General features: G+C 70.0%; 15 protein-coding genes. 10 read left to right on the forward strand and 5 right to left on the reverse strand.

Annotated elements, in window-relative coordinates; genetic code table 11:
* The first annotated feature begins 13 nt into the window (after positions 1 to 13).
* Genes KY469_03445 through KY469_03460 form a run of 4 tightly spaced genes read left to right on the forward strand, consistent with a single transcriptional unit; the run spans position 14 to position 3,988 of the window.
* Entirely contained in the window at positions 14 to 1,018 is a 1,005-nt protein-coding gene (locus tag KY469_03445) for an ABC transporter permease (protein MBW3662132.1), read from the forward strand.
* Complete coding sequence (locus KY469_03450; protein MBW3662133.1) at positions 1,015 to 1,911, forward strand: ABC transporter permease; 897 nt, start codon at positions 1,015 to 1,017, stop codon at positions 1,909 to 1,911. Before KY469_03445 ends, KY469_03450 begins: the two co-directional genes overlap by 4 nt.
* A gap of 14 nt (positions 1,912 to 1,925) precedes the next feature.
* Complete coding sequence (locus KY469_03455; protein ID MBW3662134.1) at positions 1,926 to 2,933, forward strand: ABC transporter ATP-binding protein; 1,008 nt, start codon at positions 1,926 to 1,928, stop codon at positions 2,931 to 2,933.
* Positions 2,934 to 2,938: 5 nt separating this feature from the next.
* On the forward strand, positions 2,939 to 3,988 hold the full coding sequence (locus KY469_03460; GenBank protein ID MBW3662135.1) for an ATP-binding cassette domain-containing protein: 1,050 nt from the start codon (positions 2,939 to 2,941) through the stop codon (positions 3,986 to 3,988).
* A gap of 7 nt (positions 3,989 to 3,995) precedes the next feature.
* On the opposite strand, the gene glpK is transcribed toward KY469_03460, so the two are convergent.
* Positions 3,996 to 5,861: a glycerol kinase GlpK gene (gene glpK, locus KY469_03465; GenBank protein MBW3662136.1), complete on the reverse strand. Its 1,866-nt coding sequence runs from the start codon at positions 5,859 to 5,861 to the stop codon at positions 3,996 to 3,998.
* On the opposite strand from glpK, the gene KY469_03470 reads away from it, so the two are divergent.
* Positions 5,770 to 6,549 carry a hypothetical protein gene (locus KY469_03470; protein ID MBW3662137.1) on the forward strand — a complete coding sequence of 260 codons (780 nt, stop codon included), beginning with the start codon at positions 5,770 to 5,772 and terminating at the stop codon, positions 6,547 to 6,549. The two genes, glpK and KY469_03470, sit on opposite strands and share 92 nt — an antisense overlap.
* Before the next feature lie 5 nt (positions 6,550 to 6,554).
* Positions 6,555 to 8,747, forward strand: coding sequence for a PAS domain S-box protein (locus KY469_03475; protein MBW3662138.1), 2,193 nt, complete (start codon positions 6,555 to 6,557; stop codon positions 8,745 to 8,747).
* 161 nt (positions 8,748 to 8,908) lie between these two features.
* Here KY469_03475 and KY469_03480 read toward each other — a convergent pair whose 3' ends face one another.
* Entirely contained in the window at positions 8,909 to 10,378 is a 1,470-nt protein-coding gene (locus KY469_03480; protein ID MBW3662139.1) for an AMP-binding protein, read from the reverse strand.
* A gap of 66 nt (positions 10,379 to 10,444) precedes the next feature.
* Between KY469_03480 and KY469_03485 the strand changes: the two genes are divergently transcribed.
* Positions 10,445 to 11,479: a 6-phosphofructokinase gene (locus KY469_03485; protein ID MBW3662140.1), complete on the forward strand. Its 1,035-nt coding sequence runs from the start codon at positions 10,445 to 10,447 to the stop codon at positions 11,477 to 11,479.
* Positions 11,476 to 12,282, forward strand: a complete 807-nt coding sequence (locus KY469_03490; protein ID MBW3662141.1) for an inositol monophosphatase — start codon at positions 11,476 to 11,478, stop codon at positions 12,280 to 12,282. Before KY469_03485 ends, KY469_03490 begins: the two co-directional genes overlap by 4 nt.
* Here the strand turns inward: KY469_03490 and KY469_03495 are convergent.
* The gene (locus KY469_03495) at positions 12,275 to 12,916 is read right to left on the reverse strand and encodes a maleylpyruvate isomerase N-terminal domain-containing protein (protein MBW3662142.1); all 642 of its coding nucleotides are present in this window, start codon (positions 12,914 to 12,916) and stop codon (positions 12,275 to 12,277) included. The two genes, KY469_03490 and KY469_03495, sit on opposite strands and share 8 nt — an antisense overlap.
* A 105-nt stretch (positions 12,917 to 13,021) precedes the next feature.
* Between KY469_03495 and KY469_03500 the strand changes: the two genes are divergently transcribed.
* Together KY469_03500 and KY469_03505 are read left to right on the forward strand one after the other, a co-directional pair.
* Positions 13,022 to 14,050, forward strand: coding sequence for a low specificity L-threonine aldolase (locus KY469_03500; protein MBW3662143.1), 1,029 nt, complete (start codon positions 13,022 to 13,024; stop codon positions 14,048 to 14,050).
* A gap of 227 nt (positions 14,051 to 14,277) precedes the next feature.
* Entirely contained in the window at positions 14,278 to 17,697 is a 3,420-nt protein-coding gene (locus tag KY469_03505; GenBank protein MBW3662144.1) for a tetratricopeptide repeat protein, read from the forward strand.
* A gap of 32 nt (positions 17,698 to 17,729) precedes the next feature.
* Here KY469_03505 and KY469_03510 read toward each other — a convergent pair whose 3' ends face one another.
* Together KY469_03510 and KY469_03515 are read right to left on the reverse strand one after the other, a co-directional pair.
* Entirely contained in the window at positions 17,730 to 18,383 is a 654-nt protein-coding gene (locus KY469_03510) for a hypothetical protein (protein ID MBW3662145.1), read from the reverse strand.
* 23 nt (positions 18,384 to 18,406) lie between these two features.
* The gene (locus tag KY469_03515) at positions 18,407 to 23,782 is read right to left on the reverse strand and encodes a DNRLRE domain-containing protein (protein ID MBW3662146.1); all 5,376 of its coding nucleotides are present in this window, start codon (positions 23,780 to 23,782) and stop codon (positions 18,407 to 18,409) included.
* Positions 23,783 to 23,817: the final 35 nt, after the last annotated feature.

The raw sequence follows: 23,817 nt of genomic DNA on the forward strand, positions 1-23,817 counted from the left end.
AGGATGCCCGGCCATGCTCCGGTACATCGGCAAGCGGCTGCTCGCGCTCATCCCGATCGTGATCGGGATGAGCCTCATCGTGTTCCTCTACGTGCGCGCCCTGCCGGGCAGCCCCGCCGACGCGCTGCTGGGGGAGCGCGCGACGCGCGAGACCACCGCAGCGCTCGAGCAGCAGCTCGGCCTCAACGAACCGATCCACGTGCAGTACTGGAACTACGCGACGAACATCGCGACGGGCGATCTCGGGATCTCGCTGCGCACTCGCCGACCGGTCTGGGACGAGCTCAGGGAGCGGTTCCCGGCCACGGTCGAACTCGCCCTCGCGGCGATGATCGTGGCCGTCGGCGTCGGGGTTCCCCTGGGCTTCGTGGCGGCGAAGCGCTACGGCGGCTTCCTGGACAACTCCAGCCTGGTGGCCTCCCTGATCGGGATCAGCTTCCCGATCTTCTTCCTGGCTCTGCTGCTGAAGTTCGTGTTCGCGGTGAAGCTGGGTTGGCTGCCGAGCATCGGCCGGCTGGAGGTGACGCGCAACATCGCCCATCCGACCAACCTGTACCTGGTGGACGCGCTGGTCGCGTGGGACTGGGGCGCGTTCTGGGACGCGGTTCGCCACCTGATCCTGCCGGCGATCGCGCTCGCGACCATCCCGCTCGCGATCATCGCACGGATCACGCGCGCTGCCGTCCTCGACGTGCTCAACGAGGACTACGTGCGGACCGCCCACGCGAAGGGTCTCCCGGGGAGGATCGTCGACAGCCGTCACGTGCTGAAGAACGCCATGCTCCCGGTCGTGACCGTCGTGGGCCTCCAGATGGGTCTGCTGCTCACCGGGGCGATCCTCACCGAGACGGTGTTCAACTGGCAGGGCCTGGGCCTGTGGATCCTCGACGCCATCCGGTTCCGTGACTTCGCGGTGCTCCAGGCGGGGATCCTCTTCTTCGCCGTCGTGGTCGCCGTTACCAACCTGCTCGTCGACATCAGCTACGCGTTCCTCAACCCCCGCATCCGGTACCGATGAGCGTCGCCGAAGCCGAGAGCCTCGAGCTCGCCGTCGAGCAGACGTCGGGGCTGTGGCGCGATGCCTGGGGCCGTCTGCTGCACAACCCGGCAGCGATCGTCGGGGCGCTCGTCGTGCTCGCCTTCATCGGCGTCGCGGTACTCGCGCCCGTACTCGCCCCGCACGGCCCGACCGACCGTGTCGGGGGCTTGGCCGCGGTTCCGCCCGGGCCGTCCTCCGAGTTCCCCTTCGGGCTCGACATCCAGGGCCGCGATCTGCTGTCGCGCGTGATCTTCGGCACCCGCCTGTCGCTACTCGTCGGCGTCGTCTCGGTGGCGGTCGGGTTGTCGTTGGGGATGATCCTCGGCTCGGTGTCGGGCTACTTCGGCGGTCGGATCGACGGCGTCATCATGCGGGTGATGGATCTGATGATGGCGTTCCCCGCCTTCATCCTCGCGATCGGCCTGGTCACCGTGCTCGGTCAGGGCCTGGTGCAGATCATGTTCGCCATCGGGATCGTCCAGGTCCCGATCTTCGCGCGGTTGTTGCGCGGCTCGATCATCGGCCAGCGCGAGGCCGACTACGTCCTCGCGGCGCGGTCGCTGGGCACGCCGGGTCCGCGCCTGCTCATGGGTCACATCCTGCCGAACTCGGTCGCGCCCGTGATCGTCCAGGCGACGCTCGCGATGGCCACCGCGATCATCGAGGTCGCCGGACTTTCGTTCGTGGGGCTGGGTCCGGATGACCCGAGCCTGCCGGAGTGGGGGCGCATGCTGGCCGAGTCCGCCGATCGGCTGCAGAACGCGGCGCACCTGGTGATCTTCCCCGGGTTCGCCATCGTGATCAGCGTGCTGGGCATCAACCTGCTGGGCGACGGGCTGCGTGAGGCCATCGACCCCCGGCTCAAGTCGTGACGGCCGGACCCGTCATGTCCGTACGTGATCTCGCGGTGCACTTCCGCACGCGCAAGGTGACGGTCCACGCCGTCAACGGTATCTCGTTCGACATCCACGCCGGCGAGACGCTCGGGATCGTCGGGGAGTCCGGGAGCGGCAAGTCGGTCTCCGCGCTGGCGATGCTCGGGATCCTGCCGAAGGCCGGACGTGTCACCAGTGGGCAGGTGCTGCTCGACGGCACGGACCTACTAACGCTGGGCAAGCGCGGACTCCGCGATGTACGGGGCAAGGACATCGCGATGGTGTTCCAGGACCCCATGACCTCGCTGAACCCGGTGCTGCGCATCGGCCGGCAGCTGACCGAGTCGCTGTCGGTGCACCTCGGCATGGACGACACCGCGGCACGGCAGGAGGCCTCCCGCCTGCTCGACCGGGTCGGGATCCCCGATGCCCACCGACGCCTGGACGACTACCCCCACCAGTTCTCCGGCGGCATGCGCCAGCGGGTCATGATCGCGATGGCGATCTCGTGTCGTCCGAAGGTCCTGATCGCCGACGAGCCCACGACGGCGCTCGACGTCACCATCCAGGCGCAGATCCTGGAGTTGCTGCGCGAGCTGGTCGACGAGGAGCGGATGGCGCTCATCCTCATCACGCACGATCTGGGCGTCGTCGCAGGCGTGTGCGAGCGGACCCACGTCATGTACGCGGGGCGCTTCGTCGAGACCGGACCGACCTCGCTGCTGTTCGATCGGCCCAAGCACCCCTACACGCTGGGTCTCCTGCGCTCGGTTCCGCGCCTGGACGCCGACGCGAAGGAGCGGCTTCAGCCGATCGGTGGGGTGCCTCGGGACCTGCGCGAGGAGCCGACGTTCTGTGCCTTCGCGCCGCGCTGCCCGAAGGCTCAGGACCGGTGTGTGGCGGAGCTGCCTCTGCTCGAGCCGAAGGACGGCCCCGGGCACGAGGCAGCGTGCTTCTTCCCGGTCACGCCGGAGGAGCTCGACCGCGGACTGATGCGCGGTGAGGAGCGGACGGCGTGAGTTCGATGACCATCGGCGAACGCCCCGCCGACGAGCTGGTCGGCATCGAGGAGCTCCGCGTCCACTTCCCGATCGAGGGCGGGATCCTGCTCGGCCGTGATCTGGGGGTGGTCAAGGCGGTCGACGGCATCAGCCTGTCCATCGGTCGCGGCGAGACCCTCGGACTCGTCGGCGAGTCCGGCTGCGGCAAGACGACGGTCGGACGCTCGCTGCTACGGCTCTACGAGCCCACGGCCGGACGCATCTGGTTCGACGGACAGGAGATCACCGCGCTGTACGGCAAGGAGCTGCGCCAACTTCGGCGTCGCATGCAGATGATCTTCCAGGACCCGTACTCGTCGCTGAACCCCCGCCGGAACATCGCGTCGATCGTCGGTGAACCGCTGCGGGTCCACGGCCTCGCCAACCGTGCCACCGCTGACAGCAAGGTCCGTGAGCTGCTCGAGGTGGTCGGGCTACCGCCGGACGCCATCAACCGCTACCCCCACGAGTTCTCGGGTGGACAGCGCCAGCGCATCGGCGTCGCGCGTGCTCTGGCGCTCAACCCCGACCTGATCGTCGCGGACGAGCCCGTGTCGGCGCTCGACGTGTCGATCCAGGCGCAGCTGATCAACCTCCTAGAGGACCTGCAGAACGAGTTCGAGCTGACCTACCTGTTCATCGCCCACGATCTGGCGGTCGTCCGCCACATCTCTGACCGCATCGCGGTCATGTACCTGGGCATGTTGGCGGAGGTCGCCCTGGCCGCCGACCTCTACCGCGAGCCGCTGCATCCCTACACACGTGCGCTGCTGTCCGCGGTGCCGATCCCCGACCCGAAGGTCGAGCAGACACGCGAGCGCATCCTCCTGCCCGGCGACCTACCCTCGCCGGCGAACCCACCGTCCGGCTGTCGGTTCCACACCCGCTGCCCCTGGCGCCAGCCGACGCGCTGTCACGACGAGGTGCCCCCGCTGCGCAGCCTCCGGACCGGCCACGAGGTCGCGTGCCACTACGCCGAGGAGATCGCCGACGGCGTGCTGCGCCCCGCCAGCGACACCATCGTCCGCGGCTGAACCAGGCTCACGGTGCGACGACGTGCGCCCAGTCCAGCGAGCGCCGCACCGCCTCGGTCCAGCCGCCACGCAGGCCCGCGCGTGTGATCGCGTCCATGCCGGGTTCGAAGCGGCGGTCGAGCCGCCACGCATCGGTGATCTCATCCGTCGAGGACCAGACCCCCGCCCCGAGCCCGGCGAGGTAGGCCGCACCCATCGCGGTGGTCTCGTGGACGACGGGTCGCAGCACATCGACACCGAGGATGTCCGCCTGGAACTGGGCGAGCAGGTCGTTGCTGGAGGCACCCCCATCGATGCGCAACTCGGCGAGTGGCTGACCCGACTCACGGACCATCAGGTCGGCGACGTCCGCCGATTGGTAGGCCATGGCCTCGAGGGCGGCGCGTGCCAGGTGGGCACGGGTCGTCCCTCGGGTGATCCCGACGATGGTGCCACGGGCGTCCTGGTTCCAGTGCGGTGCGCCGAGCCCCACGAAGGCGGGCACGAGGTACACGCCCTCGTTGCCGTCGGGCAGCGATCGCGCCAGCTCCTCGGTGTCCGAGGCGTGGGTGATCACCTCGAGACCATCACGCAGCCACTGCACCGCCGCCCCGGTCACGAAGATCGCACCTTCGAGGCAGTAGGTCACCACCCCGCCGAGCCGCCACGCCACCGAGGTCAGCAAGCCCTTCTCCGACACCGGCGCCTCGGAGCCGGTGTTCAGCAGCAGGAAGGAGCCCGTCCCGTAGGTGTTCTTCGACATCCCCGGGAACCAGCACCCCTGTCCGAACAAGGCGGCTTGCTGGTCGCCGGCGATCCCCGTGATCGGCGCCGCGATCCCGAGGAACGTCGCGGGGTCGGTGCGGCCGAAATCACCCGCCGAATCGCGGACCTCGGGCAGGACCTCCTCGGGGACGCCGAGCAGGTCCAGCATGTCCTCGCTCCACGCATCCCCACGGATGTCCCACAGCATCGTGCGGGACGCGTTGGAGGGCTCGGTCGCGTGCACCCGCCCCGCGGTCAGCCTGGCCACCAACCAGGTGTCGATCGTGCCGAACGCGAGCTCACCAGCTGTGGCTCGCCGACGTGCTCCCTCCACCTCGTCGAGGATCCAGGCCAGCTTCGTTCCGCTGAAGTACGCGTCGATGACCAGTCCGGTCGCCATCCGCACCTGGGTCTGGTTGCCCTCCTCCTTCAGCCGGTCGCACCACGCGGCCGTGCGCCGGTCCTGCCACACGATCGCCGGGTGGATAGATCGGAGGTCCGCACGATCCCACACGACGGTCGTCTCGCGCTGGTTGGTGATGCCCACGCAGGTGACCTCGGTGGGGGGCGTCGCCGCGACCGCGAGGGCCTCGGTGCACGCCTCGACGGTGGCCGTCCAGATGGCGTCGGGATCGTGCTCGACCCAACCGGGTCGTGGGAAGTGCTGCTCGAACTCGCGGTAGCCCGCCCCCAGCACGTTCCCGGCGATGTCGATGATGAAGCCGCGTACGCCCGTCGTGCCCTCATCGATCGCGAGGATGCGCGTCACGGGTTCCTCCCTGCCGACGCCACCGAACGTAGCTGGGTAGTCTCCGACCTCGGCTCGTCGAGCGGAACGCGGTTTGGGTCGCACGCCCGGTGTCACCGCCGCCGTGTTCGCGGCGGCACTCGCTGTGACCGTGGCGTGTGGGGCATCCGACGCCGCACCGCAGATGCCCCCGACGATCGGGATGCTCCGCGTCGTGCCGGACGAGGACCACGGCGTGTTCGTCTCCGAGCTGCGTGCACAGGGGTGGAACGTCGGGCCCGACGTGGTCGTGCTGCCTGAGGATCCCGAGCAGCTGTTCCCCGACGAGGAGGCGGCGAGGGTCGCGCTTCGGTCGTGGGTCGCGGGCGGCGTGGACGTCATCATCGCGTTCTCGACGCCGTTCGCACGGCTGGCTGCGGATGAGGGCCGTGGGTTGCCCGTGCTGTTCCTGCTGAACGATCCCGTGGCCGCCGGCCTCGTGGGGGACATCGGGCGCCCCGATCGGGGAGCGACCGGCGTCACGTTCCGCACCCCCGCTGACCGCACGCTCGCACTCGCCCAGCGACTGATCGGAACGCTCGACCACATCGGCTACCTGAGCCCGGACGATGACGCCGGCGTCGAGGGTCACCGTGCAGCGGTGCAAGCCGCTGCCGATGAGCTCGGCGTCCGCGTCTCCGAGTCGAGGTTCGCCTCCGATGGACAGGTCGCTACGGCGGTGGACGAGCTCGTCGCTGCCGACGTGGACGCGGTCTGGCTCGCGAACAGCACCGCGACCATCCAGGCGCTCGATCCGCTCCGGGCGGCGTTGGACGCGGCCGAGCTCCCCGTCATCGCGAACACCGACTTCATCGACTTCGCCGTGCTCATCGTCACCCCCGAGGGTGCCGAGCTGCGCAGACAGCTCGCGCGCCAAGCTACTCGGCTGCTCGCCGGCGCCGACGTCTCGGCGGTGCCGGTCGAGGATCCCCGGAAGTTCGTGGTCATCTTGAACCGCACGGTGGCGGCGGCGCTGGGCCTGCCTGAACCAGAACCGGAACTGCTCCGGCAGGCGGACGTGGTGCGGTGAACGCCATGAGCAGCCACGAGACGGGGGTGCGGGAGGCTCGGAGGGGCCCGAGCATCATCCGGCGCCTGGTGACGATCACGGTCGTGGCCGGCCTCGTCACCGGTCTGGTCGGCGTCTCGCTCGTCCGCCAGGCGGAGCGACGCGAGGTGCGTGCTGACGCAGCCGCCAAGAACCTCGCCGCTGCGGAGCGGACCGCCACCCTGCTGGACGGCCGGGTCGATGCCGTCCTCGGACAGCTCGAGCTGCTGGCAGCCCGCCGCGTGATCGCACAGTTCGATCCTCGGGCGACCGACGAGCTGGGGGTCGCACTGCGGGTCTCCGACGAGCTAGACGAACTGCAGCTGTTCGATGACAACGGGCGCGCCGTGTCCGCCGCAGCCTCCGCACTGCTCCTGACCCCCGACGACATCCCACACCGTCCCGGGCTCGTCGAGGGGCTGGGGTCGGGGCGGCGGGTCACGGTCATCCGTGATGGCCCCCTCCCCGTCGTGGAGCTGGTCGTGCCGGTCGAGGACCCGCCAGGACACGTCGTCGGCGCCCTCGTCGGGCGCACCCCGCTGTCCATCCTCACCGAGGAGGCCGAGGCACGGCTCCGCGGGACCGGCACCACGGCGCTCGTGGTCGCGAGCGATGGCACGATCCTGGCTCATCGGGAACTCGACCGCGTGCTCCGACAGGAGGTCTACCCGGTCGATGACGTGTTCTCGGGCGACCGGCGCGTCGCGACGCTCCGCGGTGACGACCGTTCCCCGACGCTCGCGGCGCTGGCCATGGCGGCGACGCTGCCGGTCTCGGTCGTCGTCGAGCAGAGCGAGGCGGACGCCCTCGCCCCGGTCGAGCCGGCCCTCGGGGGCGTGACGGTCGTCTTCCTCGCCGTGCTCATCGCCATCGTGCTGGCCGTGATCCTCATGGGCCGGCGCCTCCTGGCGCCACTGGGTGCACTCGCCGACGCGGTCGAACGGCTGGGGCGCGGCGAGCGTGGCACCCGTGTGGACCTGCACGGAACGACCGAGATCGACGTGCTGGCCACGGGGTTCAACACCATGGCGGACAAGCTGCAGCTGCGCCAGGAGGAACTCGAGGCCGCCGAACGGGCGGCGCGACGCTCGGAGGAACGCCTGCGGCTGATGGTCGAGGGCGTGGAGGACTACGCGATCGTGCTCCTCGACCTCGAGGGCAACGTCAGGACGTGGAACACCGGTGCGCGACGCCTGCTCGGTCACGAGGCCGAGGATGCCATCAGCAAGTCCTTCACGTCGATCGTCGCCGAGGGTGACCCCTCGATCATCGACGCCGCGAGCAGCTCGGGGCGCAACGATCAGGAGGGTTGGTGCAGGAAGGCCGACGGTTCGCGCTTCTGGGCGCGCACGGTCGTGACCCGCCTGCTCGATGAGGACGGCGCACCGTACGGCTTCGCGGTCGTCCTCCACGACCTGAGCGATCGTCAGGCTGCACGCGATGCGATGGAACAGGCCCTCCACCGTGAGCAGCAGGCCGCTGAGGAGGTCCGGCGTACCTCGCAGCTCAAGGACGAGTTCCTCGTCATCGCCGCGCACGAACTGCGCACGCCGCTGGCGACCATCCTCGGCGCCAGCTCGGTGCTGGCCGAGGACTGGGACGACCTGCCTGACGACGAGGCTGCTGACCTCGGTGCGATGGTCCACCGACACGCACAGGACATGCGCCTCATCGTCGATCGGCTCCTGGACTTCAACCGCCTCCAGGCGGGTCAGGTGAAGCTGTCGCCGTCGACGTTCGACCTGCGTCGGGAGATCGAGGCGGACATCGAGCTGTTGAGTGCACACCTCGTCGAGCATCACGTTCACGTCGATGCCCCGTCGCGCTCGGTGTGTCTCGACCGTTCCGCGCTGCGCCACGTCATCACGAACCTCGTCTCCAACGCGGCGAAGTTCTCCGCGTCGGGATCGCCCGTGATCATCAGCGGCGAAGTATCAGATGGAGAGGTCATCCTGCGCGTCGCCGACCAGGGCGTCGGGATCCACCCAGACGAGCGGGAGCACATCTTCGATCTGTTCCGGCAGGGGTCGCACCAGGTCTCGACGTCTCGTGGCACGGGCGTGGGGCTCGCCATCGTCAAGCGGTACGTGACCCTCGCCGGCGGTCAGGTCGAGGTCGACAGCACGCCGGGAGACGGGACGACGTTCACGGTGACGATGCCGCAGTCCGTGTCACGCTGATGGCGCCACCTCGTGTCCTGAGTCGCAGATACGTTGAGGAATTCCGGCCTCAGCTCGCCCCTGGCGGCGTTGCGGACTCGCCCACATAGCGCTGCTATGCGGGCTCGCCGCGCCTTGCCAGGAACGAGCTGAGCCTCGGACTTCTCTCAACAACCTACGACTCAGAACACTTGGCTGCGCTCGGTGATGAGGTCGCGCTTGCGGACCTTGCCGTTGGGCTCCCGTGGCAGTCGGCTCACCACTTCCCAGCTGCCGGGCACCTTGTAGTCGGCGATGCGCGAGCTGGCGAAGCGGGTCAGGTCGTCAGGTGTCGCCTCGCTGCCGGCACGCAGCTCCACGATCGCGTGGACGCGCTGGCCCAGCCGCTCGTCGGGTAGGCCGATGACCGCCAGGTCCACGACGTCAGGGTGTCCGGCGACGACGGACTCGACCTCCGCGGGGTAGACGTTGACGCCTCCCCGCAGGATGAGGTCGGTGCGCCGGTCGGCCAGGTACAGGTAGCCCTCGTCATCGAGCCAGCCCAGGTCACCGACGGTGAAGCGGTCGTCCACGTAGGCCGCGGCCGTCTTGTCGGGATCGTTGTGGTAGCGGGGCGCGTACCCGGGTACCGACGACAGGTAGACCGTGCCGACCTCGCCCGGCGAGAGGGGCTGGGCGTCGTCGTCCAGGATCGTGATCGACAGGCCCGGGAAGGGCCGCCCGACCGAACCGGGGTGCTCGAGCCAGTCCTCCGGCCCGATGACCGTCCCCATGCCCTCCGACGCCCCGTAGTACTCCCAGACGGTCCCCTCGGGGAACAGCTCGATGACGGCACGCTTGACCGGCTCGGGACACGGTGCCGCACCGTGCAGGATCCTGCGGATGGACGACAGGTCGTACCGTGCCCGCACCTGCGGATCGAGTTGCAGGATGCGGACGAAGTTCGCCGGCACCATGTGGCTGTTGGTCACGCCGTGCTCGTCGATCAGCCGCAGGCACCCCTCGGCATCGAAACGTTCCAGCACCACGACGGTCGCGCCCTCGACCAGATGCATCTGGGCGTAGGCCCCTGGAGCGGTGTGGTACGCCGGGCCGGTCAGGAGGTGCACGTCGTCGGCCCCGAACCCCCAGAAGTCCATGAACGGCTGGGGAGGCGCTTCGACGAGGGGGACCGGGTCGGGACGGTCGATCCCCTTGGGTCGCCCCGTCGTGCCGGAGGTGTAGTTCATCCACATCACGGGCGTGCCGAGGTGGTCGTCGCGCGGTGGCCACGGCGGGGCATCGTCTGGAACACCCCGTGAGACGTCCAGGGTGGCGACGTCGACGTCGGCGGTGCTGTCGTCGTGGACCAGCACCCGCGCCCCGCTGTCCTCGAGGACGTGTGCGACCTCGGGGCCCGCGGAGCGGTAGCTGATCGGCACGACGAGGCAGCCGAGGCGTGCGGCCGCGTTCCAGGCGGCGAAGATCTCCGGCCGGTTCCGGCAGCGCACCGCCACACGATCGCCAGGTCGCACGCCCCGATCCGCGAGCGCGTGGGCGATGCGGTTCGTCGCGGCGTCGAGCTCGCCGAACGTCCACGCTCGGTCGCCGGCGACGAGGGCCGCCCGCTCGGGCTCGGCGGTCGCGATCGCGTGGATCCCCCGGACTGACATAGCCGTCAGCCTACTGGCGTCCTCCGTGCCAGGGTTACGATGAGGCCGTTCGAGGACAGGTGAGGCGTGGTCTCCCGTATCGGGATCCTGACAGGTGGCGGCGACTGCCCCGGCCTGAACGCGGCCATCCGGGCCGTCGTGCGCAAGGCCGATCAGCACAACGTGCAGTGCTTCGGTTTCCCGGAGGGGTGGCGGGGCGTCATCGAGAACCAAGCGCAGCAACTGACACTGGGCTCGACGCGTGGCCTGCTCCACCGAGGCGGGACCATCCTCGGCACGTCCCGGACCGACCCCTACCGGGTCGACGACGGCATCGAACGCATCCACGACACCCTCGACATCCACCGACTCGACGGCCTGGTCGTCATCGGGGGCGAGGGCACGCTGTCAGCGGCCACGCGCCTCTACGTGGACGAGGGCGTCCCGATCGTCGGCGTCCCGAAGACGATCGACAACGACGTGGGCGGGACCGAGCTGACGGTCGGGTTCATCACGGCGGTGCAGGTCGCGACCGAGGCGGTCGACCGGCTGCACTCGACCGCCGAGTCGCACAACCGCGTGATGGTCCTCGAGGTCATGGGGCGCCACGCGGGGTGGATCGCCACCTACGCCGGCATCGCCGGCGGGGCGGACGCGATCCTGATCCCGGAGAAGCCGTTCTCCATCGACGACGTGGGTCGGCACCTCAAGCACCGCGTCGGTCACGGCCGCGACTTCTCGATCGTGGTCGTGGCCGAAGGAGCCCAGCCCGAACCCGGCACGATGGAGGTCCCCGAGCCCCCCAAGGACGAGTTCGGGCGGCCCCGGCTGGGGGGCATCGGGCACACGATCGCGCACGAGATCGAGACCCGGACCGGGTTCCCGTCGCGGGTCACGATACTGGGACACGTCCAGCGCGGTGGGACGCCCGAACCGATCGACCGCGTCCTCGCGACCCGGTACGGCGTCCGCGCGGTCGAACTCGCCAGGGACGGATCGTGGGGCGGGATGACGGCGCTGGCCGGCAGCGAGATCGTCTCGGTGCCGCTCACCGAGGCCACGAAGGAGTTGAAGCAGGTCCCGGCGACCCTCTACGAGGTCGCCGAGGTCTTCTTCGGATGACCACGGCGCCGGACGAACTGCTCGATCTCGCGGTCAGCACGGCGCGCGAGGCCGGTGCGCTCCTGCAGCGGTTCGCCGACGGCCGCGACCTCGACGTCGCGACGAAATCGTCCGCCACCGACCCGGTGTCGGAGGCCGACCACGCCAGTGAACGCCTGATCACCGAGCGTCTCCTCGGGGCACGACCCGCCGACGGCCTCCTGGCCGAGGAGGACACCGGGAACCGCTCGAGCACCAGCGGGCTCACCTGGGTCGTCGATCCCCTGGACGGGACGGTCAACTACCTCTACGGCATCCCGCAATGGTGCGTCTCGATCGCCGTGGAGGATGAGGACGGTCCCGTGGCCGGGGTCGTGTTCGATCCTGCGAAGGACGAACTGTTCAGTGCCGCTCGCGGCGGTGGCGCCCACCTCAACGGCGACCCCATCCGCACGAGCGGCGTCGCTGCACTCGCTGACACGCTGGTCGCGACGGGGTTCGCCTACGAACCGCCGATCCGCACCGATCAGGCGGAGGTCGCCGCGGCGATGGTGCGTGACCTGCGCGACCTGCGACGCGCAGGGGCTGCGGCCCTCGACCTCGCCTGGGTAGCGGCGGGACGACTCGACGCCTACTACGAGGGCAACCTCAAGCCCTGGGACTGGAGCGCGGGGCGGCTGCTGGTGGAGGAGGCAGGGGGCCGGACGACACCGTGCGAGGTGGAACTCGCGGGGCGCTGGCGTCCGGCGCTCGCCGCCTCGGGGGCGCCGGTGCACGATGCGCTCGTGGCGTGGGTCCGCGAGCACGGGGCGCGGCTCAGCTGAGCACCGGCAGATCCGGGTCGTCGTGCTCGCGACGCCCCGTGGCGGCGAGGATCCACCCGATGTCGTCGCGTTCGAGGTCGACCGGGCGCGGAGCGGCGAGGAGGGCGTCGAGCAGCGCCGTCGTGACCTCCACCCCCAGCGGCGTCGCCACCTCCTCGAGGTCGAGTCCGTGTCGCAGGTCGAGGCCGTGCACGGTCGCCTCGACCACGCGCGAGGTCAGGTAGTGGTCCAGACGCATCGCGCCGAACGGCGAGCGGATGACGCGGTCGGGACGCGCCTCCTCGGCCAGCTGCACGGCGGTGGTGGTCGCGCTGTGGTACGCGGCGAGCACGTCGGCCGGTGTGCGGTCGCCGGCCTGCTCGATGGTCCGTGCGGCGATGTCGTCGGGGCGTGCCTGGCCTCGCGCCCCGCGCCAGTAGCCGAGCCAGTCGAGGTCGGGACCGGGAGGCTCGGGGGCGCGCACGTAGGCGACGATGCGGTCGTAGGCGCGGGTGAGGTGCACCAGGAGCTGGCGCACGTTCCACGCCCCGAGCCTCGTGGGCTGGCTCCAGGCCTCGAGCGACAGCGCGTCGAGCGCTGGCGACAGGGCCTGTGCCTCGGCCTGCAGTGCGGCGATCGACAGCTCGAACGGCACGGGACATCGATCCGCTGGCCCCACGCGAGCTCCCACGTCGGTGCCGTCAACGTACCGTTGCTCGGTAGGGTCAGATCACCCGACACGGGAGGCTGCCCGGTGAGGCTGGTGGATCTGCGCTCGGACACGGTGACCCGACCGACCGATGGCATGCGCAAGGCGATGGCTGAAGCCGAGGTCGGCGACGACGTGTACCGCGAGGACCCGACGATCAACACGCTCCAGGAGCGCGCCGCCGAGATGCTCGGCTTCCAGGCCGGTCTGTTCACTCCCAGCGGCTCGATGGCCAACGCGATCTGGCAGCTCACGCTCGCCCGACCGGGCACCGAGGTGCTCTGTGAGGCGGATGCGCACATCGTCAACTACGAGGCGGGGGCGGGTGCGCTCTGGGCCGGCGTGCAGTACCGCACCGTGCCGGCGGAGCGCGGGCTGCTGACCCTCGAGCAGGTCGTCGCCAACGTGCGCCCCGACAGCTTCCCGGCGACGCCGACGACGCTGGTCAGTCTCGAGCAGACCCACAACCGCCACGGGGGGAGCGTCTACCCGATGTCGCAGCTGGCCGCGATCGCTGGCGCTGTCCACGACGCGGGGATCCCGGTCCACGTCGACGGCGCCCGGGTCTGGAACGCCGTGGTCGCCTCGGCGGACGACGCGAGCACGTACGGCAGCACCGTCGACGGTATGAACTTCTGCTTCTCGAAGGCGCTCGGCGCCCCGGTCGGATCGGTGATGGTCGGGGCGGCCGACGCCATCGAGCAGGCACGGTCGTGGCGCCGACGACTCGGCGGGGGCATGCGTCAGGCGGGCGTGCTCGCCGCCGCTGCCCTGTACGCGCTCGACCACCACATCGACCGGCTCGCCGACGACCACGCGAACGCGCGCCTGATGGCGCAGATCCTGGCCGACGCGGTGCCGGACCGGGTCGACGTGGCTGCGGTCGAGACCAACATGGTCTACGTCGACCTCGGCGCCGTCTCGCTGCCGGAGGTGCTCGGGGCGCTGTCCGAGGAGGACGTCCTCGTCGGTGCGATGGGCCCGACCACCCTGCGGCTGGTGACCCACCTCGACGTCGACACCGAGGGGTGCCGCCGTGCCGCCGAGCTGCTCGCCCGGATCCTCACGGGGCGTCGCTGACGACGCCACGACCCGCCTGCGTGGAGACCTGTGCGCATATCTGACGCCAACTCTCCACGGAGCCACGGCGGCGCGCGCGCCGTCCCGTCGCCGACGGGGGCAACGAGGTCTAGCCCCTCTACGCTGGCGTGATGGAGTGCCTCTCGTGCGGAGCCGTCGCGCCCTCCGGCTCGCGTTTCTGCCCCACCTGCGGCTACCTGCTGACACCGGTGGGTGACGAACGCCGCGTGGTGACCGTCGTGTTCGCCGACCTCGTGGGCTACACGCGTCTCGGCGAGAGCATGGACCCCGAACGGTTGAAGCTGCTGCTCGACCGCGGCTTCGAGCGTCTGAGCCGGGAGGTCACCGCGTTCGGAGGGACCGTCGACAAGATCGTCGGCGACGAGATCGTCGCGGTCTTCGGCGCCCCGACCTCGCACGAGGACGACGCCGAGCGCGCGGTCCGGGCCGCGTTGCGGCTGCACGAGACCCTGGCGGCGTACGGAACCGAGAGTGACCTCGATCTGCAGCTGCGGGTCGGGGTCAACACCGGCGAGGTCCTCGTCGGCACCATGGCCGGCGGCGACGACTACACCGTCATGGGCGACGTCGTGAACGTCGCCCAGCGCCTCGAGACGGCCGCGCGCCCCGGCCAGACGCTCGTGGGCGCAGCGACCTACGCGGAGACGCGCGACGTCATCGCGTACGACTCGGTCGGGCGCGTCCGACTGCGCGGCCGGGACGAGCGCATGGAGGCGTGGTCGGCGACCGCACCGACCGGCCCGCCGGGCTACCGGCAAGCCACGCGACGGACCCCGTTCGTTGGCCGCGATCGCGAGCTGACCGTCGTCCGGACGCTCATCGATCTCGCCATGACGCGGTCGCGAGCCCAGGCCATCGTCCTCATCGGCGAGGCCGGGGTCGGCAAGCGCCGACTCGCCGAGGAGGCGGGAGCGCTGGCGACGGCTGAGCACGGCGCCAAGGTGCTCGTCGGTCGCTGCCTGCCCTACGGAGAAGCCGGCCCGATGTGGCCCCTCGTCGAGATGATCCACGCGGCTTGCGACCTCCCGATCGACACCCCCGCCGACGAACTCGCTGACGTGCTGCGGACCGCGGTGCGGGCCGATCTCGAGGGAGTGCGCAGCGACGAGCACATCGAGCGCATCACCGAGGGCGTGCTGCACATCGTCGGCGTCCCCGGGGCACTCGACGGACTCGAGCCCGCGAAGGCGCGCGACGAGTCCTACCGCGCGCTCGTCGATTTCCTCGACGTGATCATCAACCAGGTCCCAGTCGTGCTCGCGTTCACCCAGGTGCAGTGGGCCGACGAGTCCCTCGACGTGTTGTTCGCCCAGGTCCTCCGACGGCTGAACGACCGTCGCTTCGTGATCCTCGGCACCGGCCGGCCCGACCTACTCCAGCGGTGGCGGCCCCCTCCACGGACCAACGTGACGGTCCTCGAGATCGCGCCGCTCGACGCTGCCGGCGCGAGCGGTCTGCTGGCTGCTCTGCTCGGGCGTGAGATCGCCCCCGAGCGCCGCGATGTGCTGCTCGAGCGCAGCGGCGGCAACCCGCTGTACCTCGAAGAGCTGGTGGCGCTCCTCGACGCGTCCGGAGGCCTCGATGGTCGCGGCGACGAGGCCGAGAAACCCGACGCCCTGCGCGTGCCGGGTTCCCTGCGCGGCCTGATCGGCGCTCGACTGGATGCGCTCGCGCCGGAGTACCGATCCCTGGTCGAGGACGCCGCCGTCGTCGGTCGGACCGGGCCACTCGGTGCACTGCGGATCCTGTCGGACCGGCGCGGAGCCGCGACCGAACCGTCGCTGCGGGGTGTGGGCGACCTGTTGGTGGCGCGGGACGGTGAGTACGAGTTCAAGTCGGACGTGGTCCGGGAGGTCGCCTACGCCCGGCTCCCGAAGGCGGAGCGAGCCCGCCGTCACGCGGCGGTTGGGTCCTGGTTCGCTGCGCGTCAGCGCGACACGGACCAGGACGTGCACGAGCACGTTGCTCAGCACTACGGGGCGGCCGCGCGCCTGGCCTCCGAGTTCGGCCACGTCGACGGTCTGCCGGACGATGTCCTCGACGCCGCCATCGTCGCGATCGACGAGGCGGCCACGCGCGCTAGCGAGCGTGATCTGCTCCCGGTGGCCGAGCGGTGGTACGACGAGGCGCTCGCGCTCGCCGCCGACCCAGGGCCAACCCGGACCCACTTGCTGCTGGGGCGAGCCCACGCGCGGGTCGGCCGCCGTGACCTCGACGGAGCTCAGGCCGACGTCGACGCCGTCCTGGACCACGTCGAGGACGACGATGTGGTCACGCGTGCCACCGCGCTGACGATCCTCGGTGACATCCGCCAGAAGCGCGGACAGCTCGACGAGGCGGTCGCGACCCTCGAGTCCGCGACGGCGCTGTGGACCGAGATGGAGTCCGATGGGTCACCGGAGGGTCCGGCCGAGACGATGCGGACGCTCGGGATGACGCACCTGTTCGCAGGTCGCATCGACGATGCGGAGAAGGCGATCGTCGACGCCCTCGAACTAGCCCGCCTCGCCGCCGACCGTCGGGGCGAGGCGTGGGCAGAGCAGAACCTCGCGTGGATCAGCTTCATGCGCGGCGATACCCGCGAGGCGGAGTCACGCCTCGAGTCGGCAGCGCTGCGGTTCGGCGAGATCAAGGACCGCGCGGGACTCGCGTGGGCGTTCGGCCTCCTGGGGTGGGTGCGCTTCTACGAAGGTCGTCTCGAGGACGCCGAGGCGCTCGCGGAGCAGGTGCTGCCCGAGGCCGAGGCCGTCGACGACCGCTGGGGTGGCGCGATCACGAAGGTCCTGCTCGCCGCTGTGAGGCTCTGGCGCGGTCGCGCGGCGCAGTCGGTCACGCTCGCGGACGAGGCACGGGCGACGTCCCGCGACCTCGGCGACGCGTGGGGGGAGCTGCAGTCGCTCCTGCCCCTCTCGCGCGCCCTGGTTGCGGTGGGCCGTCTCGCCGACGGTCGGCGCGCGATCGCCGACGCCCGGTCCCTGGCGAAGCGAGTCCCCGACCCCAGCGTGCGGCTGCTGATGAGCATGTACGCCGCGCAGATCGCCGTCACGGTCGGCGACGTGAAGGCCGTCCTGCGCGAGATGGAGGCGATCGCGGCCGACGTGGGCGAGAACGAGTTCGTCGACGACGCCGAGCGCCTCGGACTGCGCGGACTGGGCCGGCTCCTGGACGGTGAGGTCGGTGGGGCGCTGGCGGACCTGGCAGCGGCGAGGGAGGCTGCCGACACGGTGTCGCGCTGGGCGTTCGTCGGCGGGGCGTACGCCCTCGCCCTCCTCGCGGACGGGCAGGTCGACACGGCTGACGAGGTCGCCCTGGACGCGGCCACGAGCGCGATCACCTACCTCGACCGGCTCTTCGCCCACGCCGCCAGCGCGTTCGTGCACGTGCGGAGAGCGGACCCGGGCGGTGCCCGCGCCGCCCTGCGTGCCCTCGCCGAGGGCGTCGACGACACCGATGACGTCGTCGCGAAGGTCCTGTCACGCCTCGTGGAGGCGCGCGTGCTGGCAGCGCTCGGAGACGGCTCCGCTGCCGCTGTCCTCGATGATGCGCGGGGCCGCTCCCGCGAGCTGGGCATCCGTCCGCGGGCGTGGGAGGAGCTGTTCGAACGGCTCGCTGAGCCAGTCGGCTGACGCGACAGCCCCAACCAGCCCAGGAGGCGACGTCATCGGGATCGCCCCGCGGGTCGCATGGAGGGCGGGACATCTCCGTCCCAGGGTTCGAACGTGAACGTCACCGCCGCTCCTTCGGGGGCTTCCGTGATCCCGAAGTCCTTGTAGTTGACCGACATGGACGCCCCCCAGTGGATCACCAGCTCGCCCCCGAACGTCGCCGTGTCGGCCCTGGTGAGCACCACCATGTACGACAGCGCGCAAGCCTCGCCGGGCTGGCACCGATCAGGGTGCGTCGGGAACTCCCGATCGTCGACGGTGGATATCTGACGGACCTTCTCCTCCACCACCGCTCCGTCGGAGACGGGCGCTATGGCCGCCTCGACCACCGCGTAGGGGGACGCCATCACCCCACCCGAGGGCTCCGGCAACGTGATGGTGAGGGTGGGATCCCAGGGGAGGACGCCCCGGTCGTAGACGGCCCCTTCGACGTTCAGACTGATGGTGATCTGTCGCGCGACCGAGTCCTCGCCGGGGGCCAGGACGACCCGCTCCCAGGGGGGCGAGGACAGATAGAGGATCTCGGGTTGGCGGTCCGAGGGGTCGATGTTGCTCAGGAACACGCATCCCGCCAGGCCCAGGCTCAGCACAGCGAGCACACCCAGCAGGTAGCTGGCACGAGCGGTCCGGGGTCGGTGTCGGGGCATCGGTCGTGCCCGCCGCGTCGGGGTCACAGACTGTCGCTGTCCTTGGAGATGTAGCCGAGCATGAACGTCTGGGGCATGCCCAGGTTGGCGCCCTCCCACGAGTCCTCCTCGGCCAGCACCTGCACGTTGGCCTCAACCCCGTCCAGGGCGGCCTTGGCGGCGAACTGGTCGGGTGCCGCACCGACGAACAGGTCGAACGAGATCGACTTGCCCGGTGCGATCTGGCCGAGCGTGCTCGACAGCAGCAGGTCCATCTGGACGCCGTAGTCGGCGCTGCTGCCGAACGGTGGGCTCATGTTCTCGCCGTAGTCGATGCGGTGGTCGCTGTTGTTGAACGAGTCGATGATCTGGGGGTCGGGATGTTCGGTTCCCTTGGTCGTCAGCACGACATCGTCGGGGATCCCGGTGAGGAAGGTGTGCTGGTTGGTGATGAACTGCACCCCTGCGTAGTTGGCCTTCTCGACGTCCCAGTCCATCACTCGCCGGTAGAGGGGGTCGATGGTCGTGCTGCCGCGGTTAGCCAGGGTGACGCGGACCTTGAACAATCGCGGGTCGCCGGTCAGGCTGTACTGGTGCGTGACGCGCAGCCACACGTCACGGTCGAACGAGGTCACATCGATGGTGGACGTGGCGGTGGTGCCGCTGGAGTCGAAGTCGACGATGTCGAGGTTCTCCACCCCTCCCGGCAGGTTGACCAGCAGATGGTGGCAGCGGTTGACGCCGGTCGAGATGCCGCTGTTGAAGTCCAGGATGCCCCAGCCCTCGCACGGGTTGACAGGTTCGGAGAGCCCGTCGTTGCCGGTGTTGATGCTCCGTACCCCCCGCCACGGCGACTTGCGGTGCGGCGAGTCGTTGCTGGCGGGGGCACCGAGCGTGGCGCTGGAGGTCAGGCCCAGCTCCACGGAGCTGCTCGCGAGGGTCTGGTAGTCGTGGAAGTAGTCAGCGGTCCAGGACACGTCGACGCCGCGCAGCACCTGGTCGGGTCGTGCGCCGAAGGCGATCACCAGCGTGGCCAGGTCGCAGTCGGCGGGCATGTGGACCTCCAGGGTCATCACGTTGTCCACCCACACCCCGGTCCTGGCACCGGCGACGCAGCCGCTGGGCCACGCGCCCGAGGGAGCGAGGACGACGGTCACGTCACGTTCGCGGCTGGTCCGAACCTCCACGCGGAGCAGACCGGGCGGGCCGGTGGGGCTGAACTCGACGTAGTGGGCACCGCCCGGAGACATCTCGCCGCTGCCTTGCAGGCGGCTCTGGCCGATCGTGCGCCGGTCCGCCTTGGGCTTGGGGTTGTTGGCTAGGTGGATCCGCCGCCAGATCTCTTCGGGGTCCCGCAGTCCGCCCGGCATGGCGTCGGCGTAGGTGACGGGGTAGCGGTAGGTGTCGCGCCAGAAGTTGGCGACGACCTCGGGGAAGCTGCTGCCGTGGTTCTCCACGGTCTCGGTGATGCTGTGCTGGATGCTGTTGTCGAAGAACCCGTCACCGACGATGTCCCAGATCTGACGGATCACGTCGGTGCCGAACCGGTCCTCGAGGTGGGTGGCGAACACGAACGAGCCGTAGGCGCGGCCCGCCCTGGCGAACGGGTTGGAGATGTCGTTGAGCGGCTTGTGGGGTGAGGACAGCACGCTGCCGATGTCGTTGGCGTAGCGGCCACGCTGCTCGGCGTCGTTGAACAGTCCGTCGTCATCGGCGGGGACACGGTTCTTCTTCTCGAGGTCGACGAAGACGTGCATGGTGGCCCACTCGGCGGTGGCCTCCCCCCACCACAGGTAGTCGGTGCTCCAGTCGCTCATCGAGTAGTACTTCAGCTGCACGACGTGGAAGAACTCGTGGATGGGCAGGTTGATGCCGACGGTGCCGTTGTCCATCCAGATCGATTCCTCCGCGAACGGCAGCGGCGGCACCCAGCCCCCTCCGTCGGGCATGGCGGTCAGCAGCACCTGGGTCCGGGGCGGGGGCAGCAGGTAGCCCATATCGTCGTAGACGCGTCGAGCCTCCTCCAGCGACCACAGCACCCGGTCGACGATGTCGGGCACACCGTTGCTGACCCTATTGAGGGAGGCATCAAAAAAGTCGGTCAGCTGCACCGTGTTGAGGCCCTCGACGCGGTAGCGGACGGTGAAGTTGGCGCTGTCGCGTCTGCACTGGAAGAGGATCAACCCCGCGTCGGCGAACTCGGGCGTGGGACACTTGGGCAGCGTCGACTGCGTCGTCGCGTCCAGCGTCGAGGCGGTGGACCCGTCCAGTTTGACGGTGAGGTGGTCGGTGATCGCGTCGCGGGTGGCCTGGGTGAGGTCGTCCCAGCTCTGCAGGAACTGCATCCCGGCCTGGTCGGCGTCGAGCTCACCCATGTCGGTGGTCCGGTAGCGGTCAGGTAGACGGTCGGGGTTGGTCAGCGCGTACACGCCGTAGAGGGCACGGTCGTCCTGGTCCAGGATGCCGGCTTGGTGGTCGGCTTCGACCCGTTCGGCGGCGGAGAGACCGTTGCCGACCGTGACCTGCGGCCCGATGAGTGGAGGAGCGCTCTGGCCATCGAGGTCGAACACGACGCGTGTGCGGTAGGTGCCGTCGGGGAAGTCGGCCGCCCCATTGGTTTGGGACGTCGTGTCCCAGGACCCCTGCCACGTCCCGTCCGCAGCGGGGGTGTCGGTCACGGCGACGTCTCGCCACGTCGACTCGGTGGCGGCGGCGACCTGGAAGGTCGCGCTCGTCGCCGAGGCCGGTCCGAGCGCGGACAGCTCGACGGCGGACCACACGCTCTGGGCCTCGCCGGGCTTGACGAACGAGTAGCTGCCTGTGTTGACCGCGAGACGCACGTGAGCGGTGGTTCCCAGGTTGCCGGCGGCATCGCGGGCCCGTGCATGCAGCCACCACACGCCGTCGTCGACGCTCGCGAGGATGCTGCGGTCGCTGGTGGTCTGGGTCGGGACCGTGTCGGGTACCTGGTCGATCGCCCAGCGGTGCTCCCGCACGGGCGCGACGCTGGCCGGCGGCGTCAGCTCGGCCACCAAGCCTGCAACCGGGTGCCAAGCGTCGGGGTCGGGATGGGTGGGGAGGGTGACGGCGGGGGCGGCCGGCGCGGTCGCGTCGATGCGGACCCGGTAGTGACCGGTACGACCCCACAGCCCGGCGACGTTCCTGGCCCGGACGTGGAACCACCACTCTCCATCCGACAGGCCCGTGTAGAGCTGCGACGCGGCGGTGCCCTCCGAGACCGCGTCGGGTTCGGTGCCGGGCAGCTGGTCGAGCACGTACGAGTAGCCGTCGACCTGCACCCCTGAGACCAGCACGTTCCACTCCACGTAGAGATCACGTGACGCGCGCCACAGGTTCTGGCTGGGATGTGTCTGGGAGAACACCGCGGGTGCGGGGGGAGCCGGGCTGGCACCTCCCAGCAGCATCGGGCCGTACGCCACGTCGGGTGTGGCGTTGCCGGCCTTGTCGATGGCGCGTACGTGGAACCACCACTCGCCGGCAGCGAGCTTCGCACCTGCTGCGTTGGAGAAGGTCACGTCGGGGTCGCCGTCGCGGACCGTGTCCGCAGATTCGTCCTCGGATTGGTTGAACGCCCACGAGTAGCCCGCCAGTTCTGAGTCGGCGTCCGGCGACGATCTCCACCACACGCGCGGGTTGAACGTGTCCACCAGCTCGCGCCTGGGGGTAGACCCCGCCAGGACCTCCGGCAGCGGAGGCAGGGCATCATCGATCCGGATCCGGTGGTGCGACGTCGCACTCGCGCCGCCGGCCCGGTCCACGGCACGCACGTGGAACCACCACTCCCCCGCAGCGAGGTTGAAGAACGATCGGCTGGGCGCGGTCGTCATGACCTGCGCCGATGGCTGGGTGGTCGGCACCCTGTTGATCGTGTAGGCGTAGCCCGCGACCCCCGAGGTCGCGTCCGTCGCCGTCCACGACAGGCGCGGATCATCGCTGACGTACCAGCTCGCGGGGTCGGGATGGGTCATCGATTTCAGGTCGCTCAGGTCCGGCGACGCCGTGTCGACCCCGACCCGGAAGTGGGCGGTACCACTCCACAGCCCATCGCTTCGCTGTGCGCGTACGTGGAACCACCACTCCCCATCGTCGAGTCCGGGCAGGGTGACCGACGGTGTCGTGGTCGGGTTGGTGTCCACAGGGATGGTGGTCGCGGAGGTGTCCAACGTCCAGGTGTAGCCGGCGATGTCGGCTCCGTTGTCGATGCTCCACGCCAGCTCGACCTCGTTAGATGGGTACCAGGCGCCCTCGTCGGGATGCGTCACCGAGGACACCGTGGGGGCCGGCGGCGGAGGTGTGTAGTCAACCACGATCCTCGGAGCGTTCCCCGAGCTGTGCCTGCTCGAGTCGTACATGGGGCCGGCCACCGTCGTGGCCTCGTTGCCCAGCATCAGCGCGAACCCGTTGAACGGCGCGCCAGCGGTGACCCACGCCTCGACCTGGCTGGAGACGTCGAAGTCGTGCCATTCGGTCAGCCCCGACTGCCACGCGGGGCGATCGTAGGTGGCGAACGGCTGCGCCGCCGTGATCGCCGCCAGCTCATCCCAGGTCGACGTCGCGTCCCACCCGCCCGTCAGCTCGCGCAACTCGATGCTGTAGTCGTGCTCGTTGCAACGGAAGGTACTGCCCAGACACGCTCGCAGGTGCGCGCTGAAGGTGGCACTGTTGATGGTCGAGCCCGCAGGGATCTGGGACAGGTCGAAGCGGAGGAACGACCGGAGCTGGTCGATGTCGTATCCGTCCTCGTTCCACGACCCCGCCCCGAGGTGGATGTCGGTGGTGTTCAGCGCCCAACAGCCGCCACACCCCTCGGACTGGCGGTACGTGTAGGCGTCCATCACCAGCCCGCTACCGTCGCTGAAGTTGATCGTGGGGTCCAGCACGATCGGGTAGGACCGCCCCTCCAGCCAGCGCTCGTCGACCGACACCACCAGCTTCCATCCGTGAGCGATCGGCTCCACGGCGAGATGGGCACTTGCAGGATCCATGGCAACCGGGACGTGCCCCTCGCCGACGTCCTCGTAGGCGAACGGTGGCGGCAGCTCGACCCTGACCCCGCCCTCCAGGAGTCGGCTCGCCTGCAGACCGCCGGTGGGGGTCGCCTCGAGCTCGCCCAGCAGACGATTGGGGTCGATCAGCTCGAACGTGAAGCTGTGCGGTGCATCGGGCGACTTCAGCACCAACTTCTTGGTCACGCCCGCCGGCGCGACCAGGAACTGAAGGTCGGTGTCCGTCGCCACATCTCGGTAGACGACCCCTCCACCGCGGGGGTCAGGCAGAGGCTTGGCGATAGAGAGTTCCGGTGCCGCCACGCGCACCGTTCGGTTCTCCGCAAGCTCCACACGCAGCAAATCCGCAGGTGAGTCGCCGAAGACGATCGGTCGCCAGGCTCCGTCGGCCACGAACGGCCTCCCGCGATGTCCCGTCGCGCGCACCC

This window comes from Actinomycetota bacterium (assembly GCA_019347575.1).
Classification (GTDB): domain Bacteria; phylum Actinomycetota; class Nitriliruptoria; order Nitriliruptorales; family Nitriliruptoraceae; genus JAHWKY01.

Bases quoted from the DNA above. Each gene is read 5' to 3' on its own strand.
- glpK (MBW3662136.1), bottom strand. From the start codon at position 5,861: ATGACGTCCACGCCGCCCGCGACCCACGACCGAAGCGCGACCCTCGCC.
- KY469_03490 (MBW3662141.1), top strand. From the start codon at position 11,476: ATGACCACGGCGCCGGACGAACTGCTCGATCTCGCGGTCAGCACGGCG.
- KY469_03450 (MBW3662133.1), top strand. From the start codon at position 1,015: ATGAGCGTCGCCGAAGCCGAGAGCCTCGAGCTCGCCGTCGAGCAGACG.
- KY469_03510 (MBW3662145.1), bottom strand. From the start codon at position 18,383: ATGCCCCGACACCGACCCCGGACCGCTCGTGCCAGCTACCTGCTGGGT.
- KY469_03460 (MBW3662135.1), top strand. From the start codon at position 2,939: ATGACCATCGGCGAACGCCCCGCCGACGAGCTGGTCGGCATCGAGGAG.
- KY469_03475 (MBW3662138.1), top strand. From the start codon at position 6,555: ATGAGCAGCCACGAGACGGGGGTGCGGGAGGCTCGGAGGGGCCCGAGC.
- KY469_03445 (MBW3662132.1), top strand. From the start codon at position 14: ATGCTCCGGTACATCGGCAAGCGGCTGCTCGCGCTCATCCCGATCGTG.
- KY469_03480 (MBW3662139.1), bottom strand. From the start codon at position 10,378: ATGTCAGTCCGGGGGATCCACGCGATCGCGACCGCCGAGCCCGAGCGG.
- KY469_03455 (MBW3662134.1), top strand. From the start codon at position 1,926: ATGTCCGTACGTGATCTCGCGGTGCACTTCCGCACGCGCAAGGTGACG.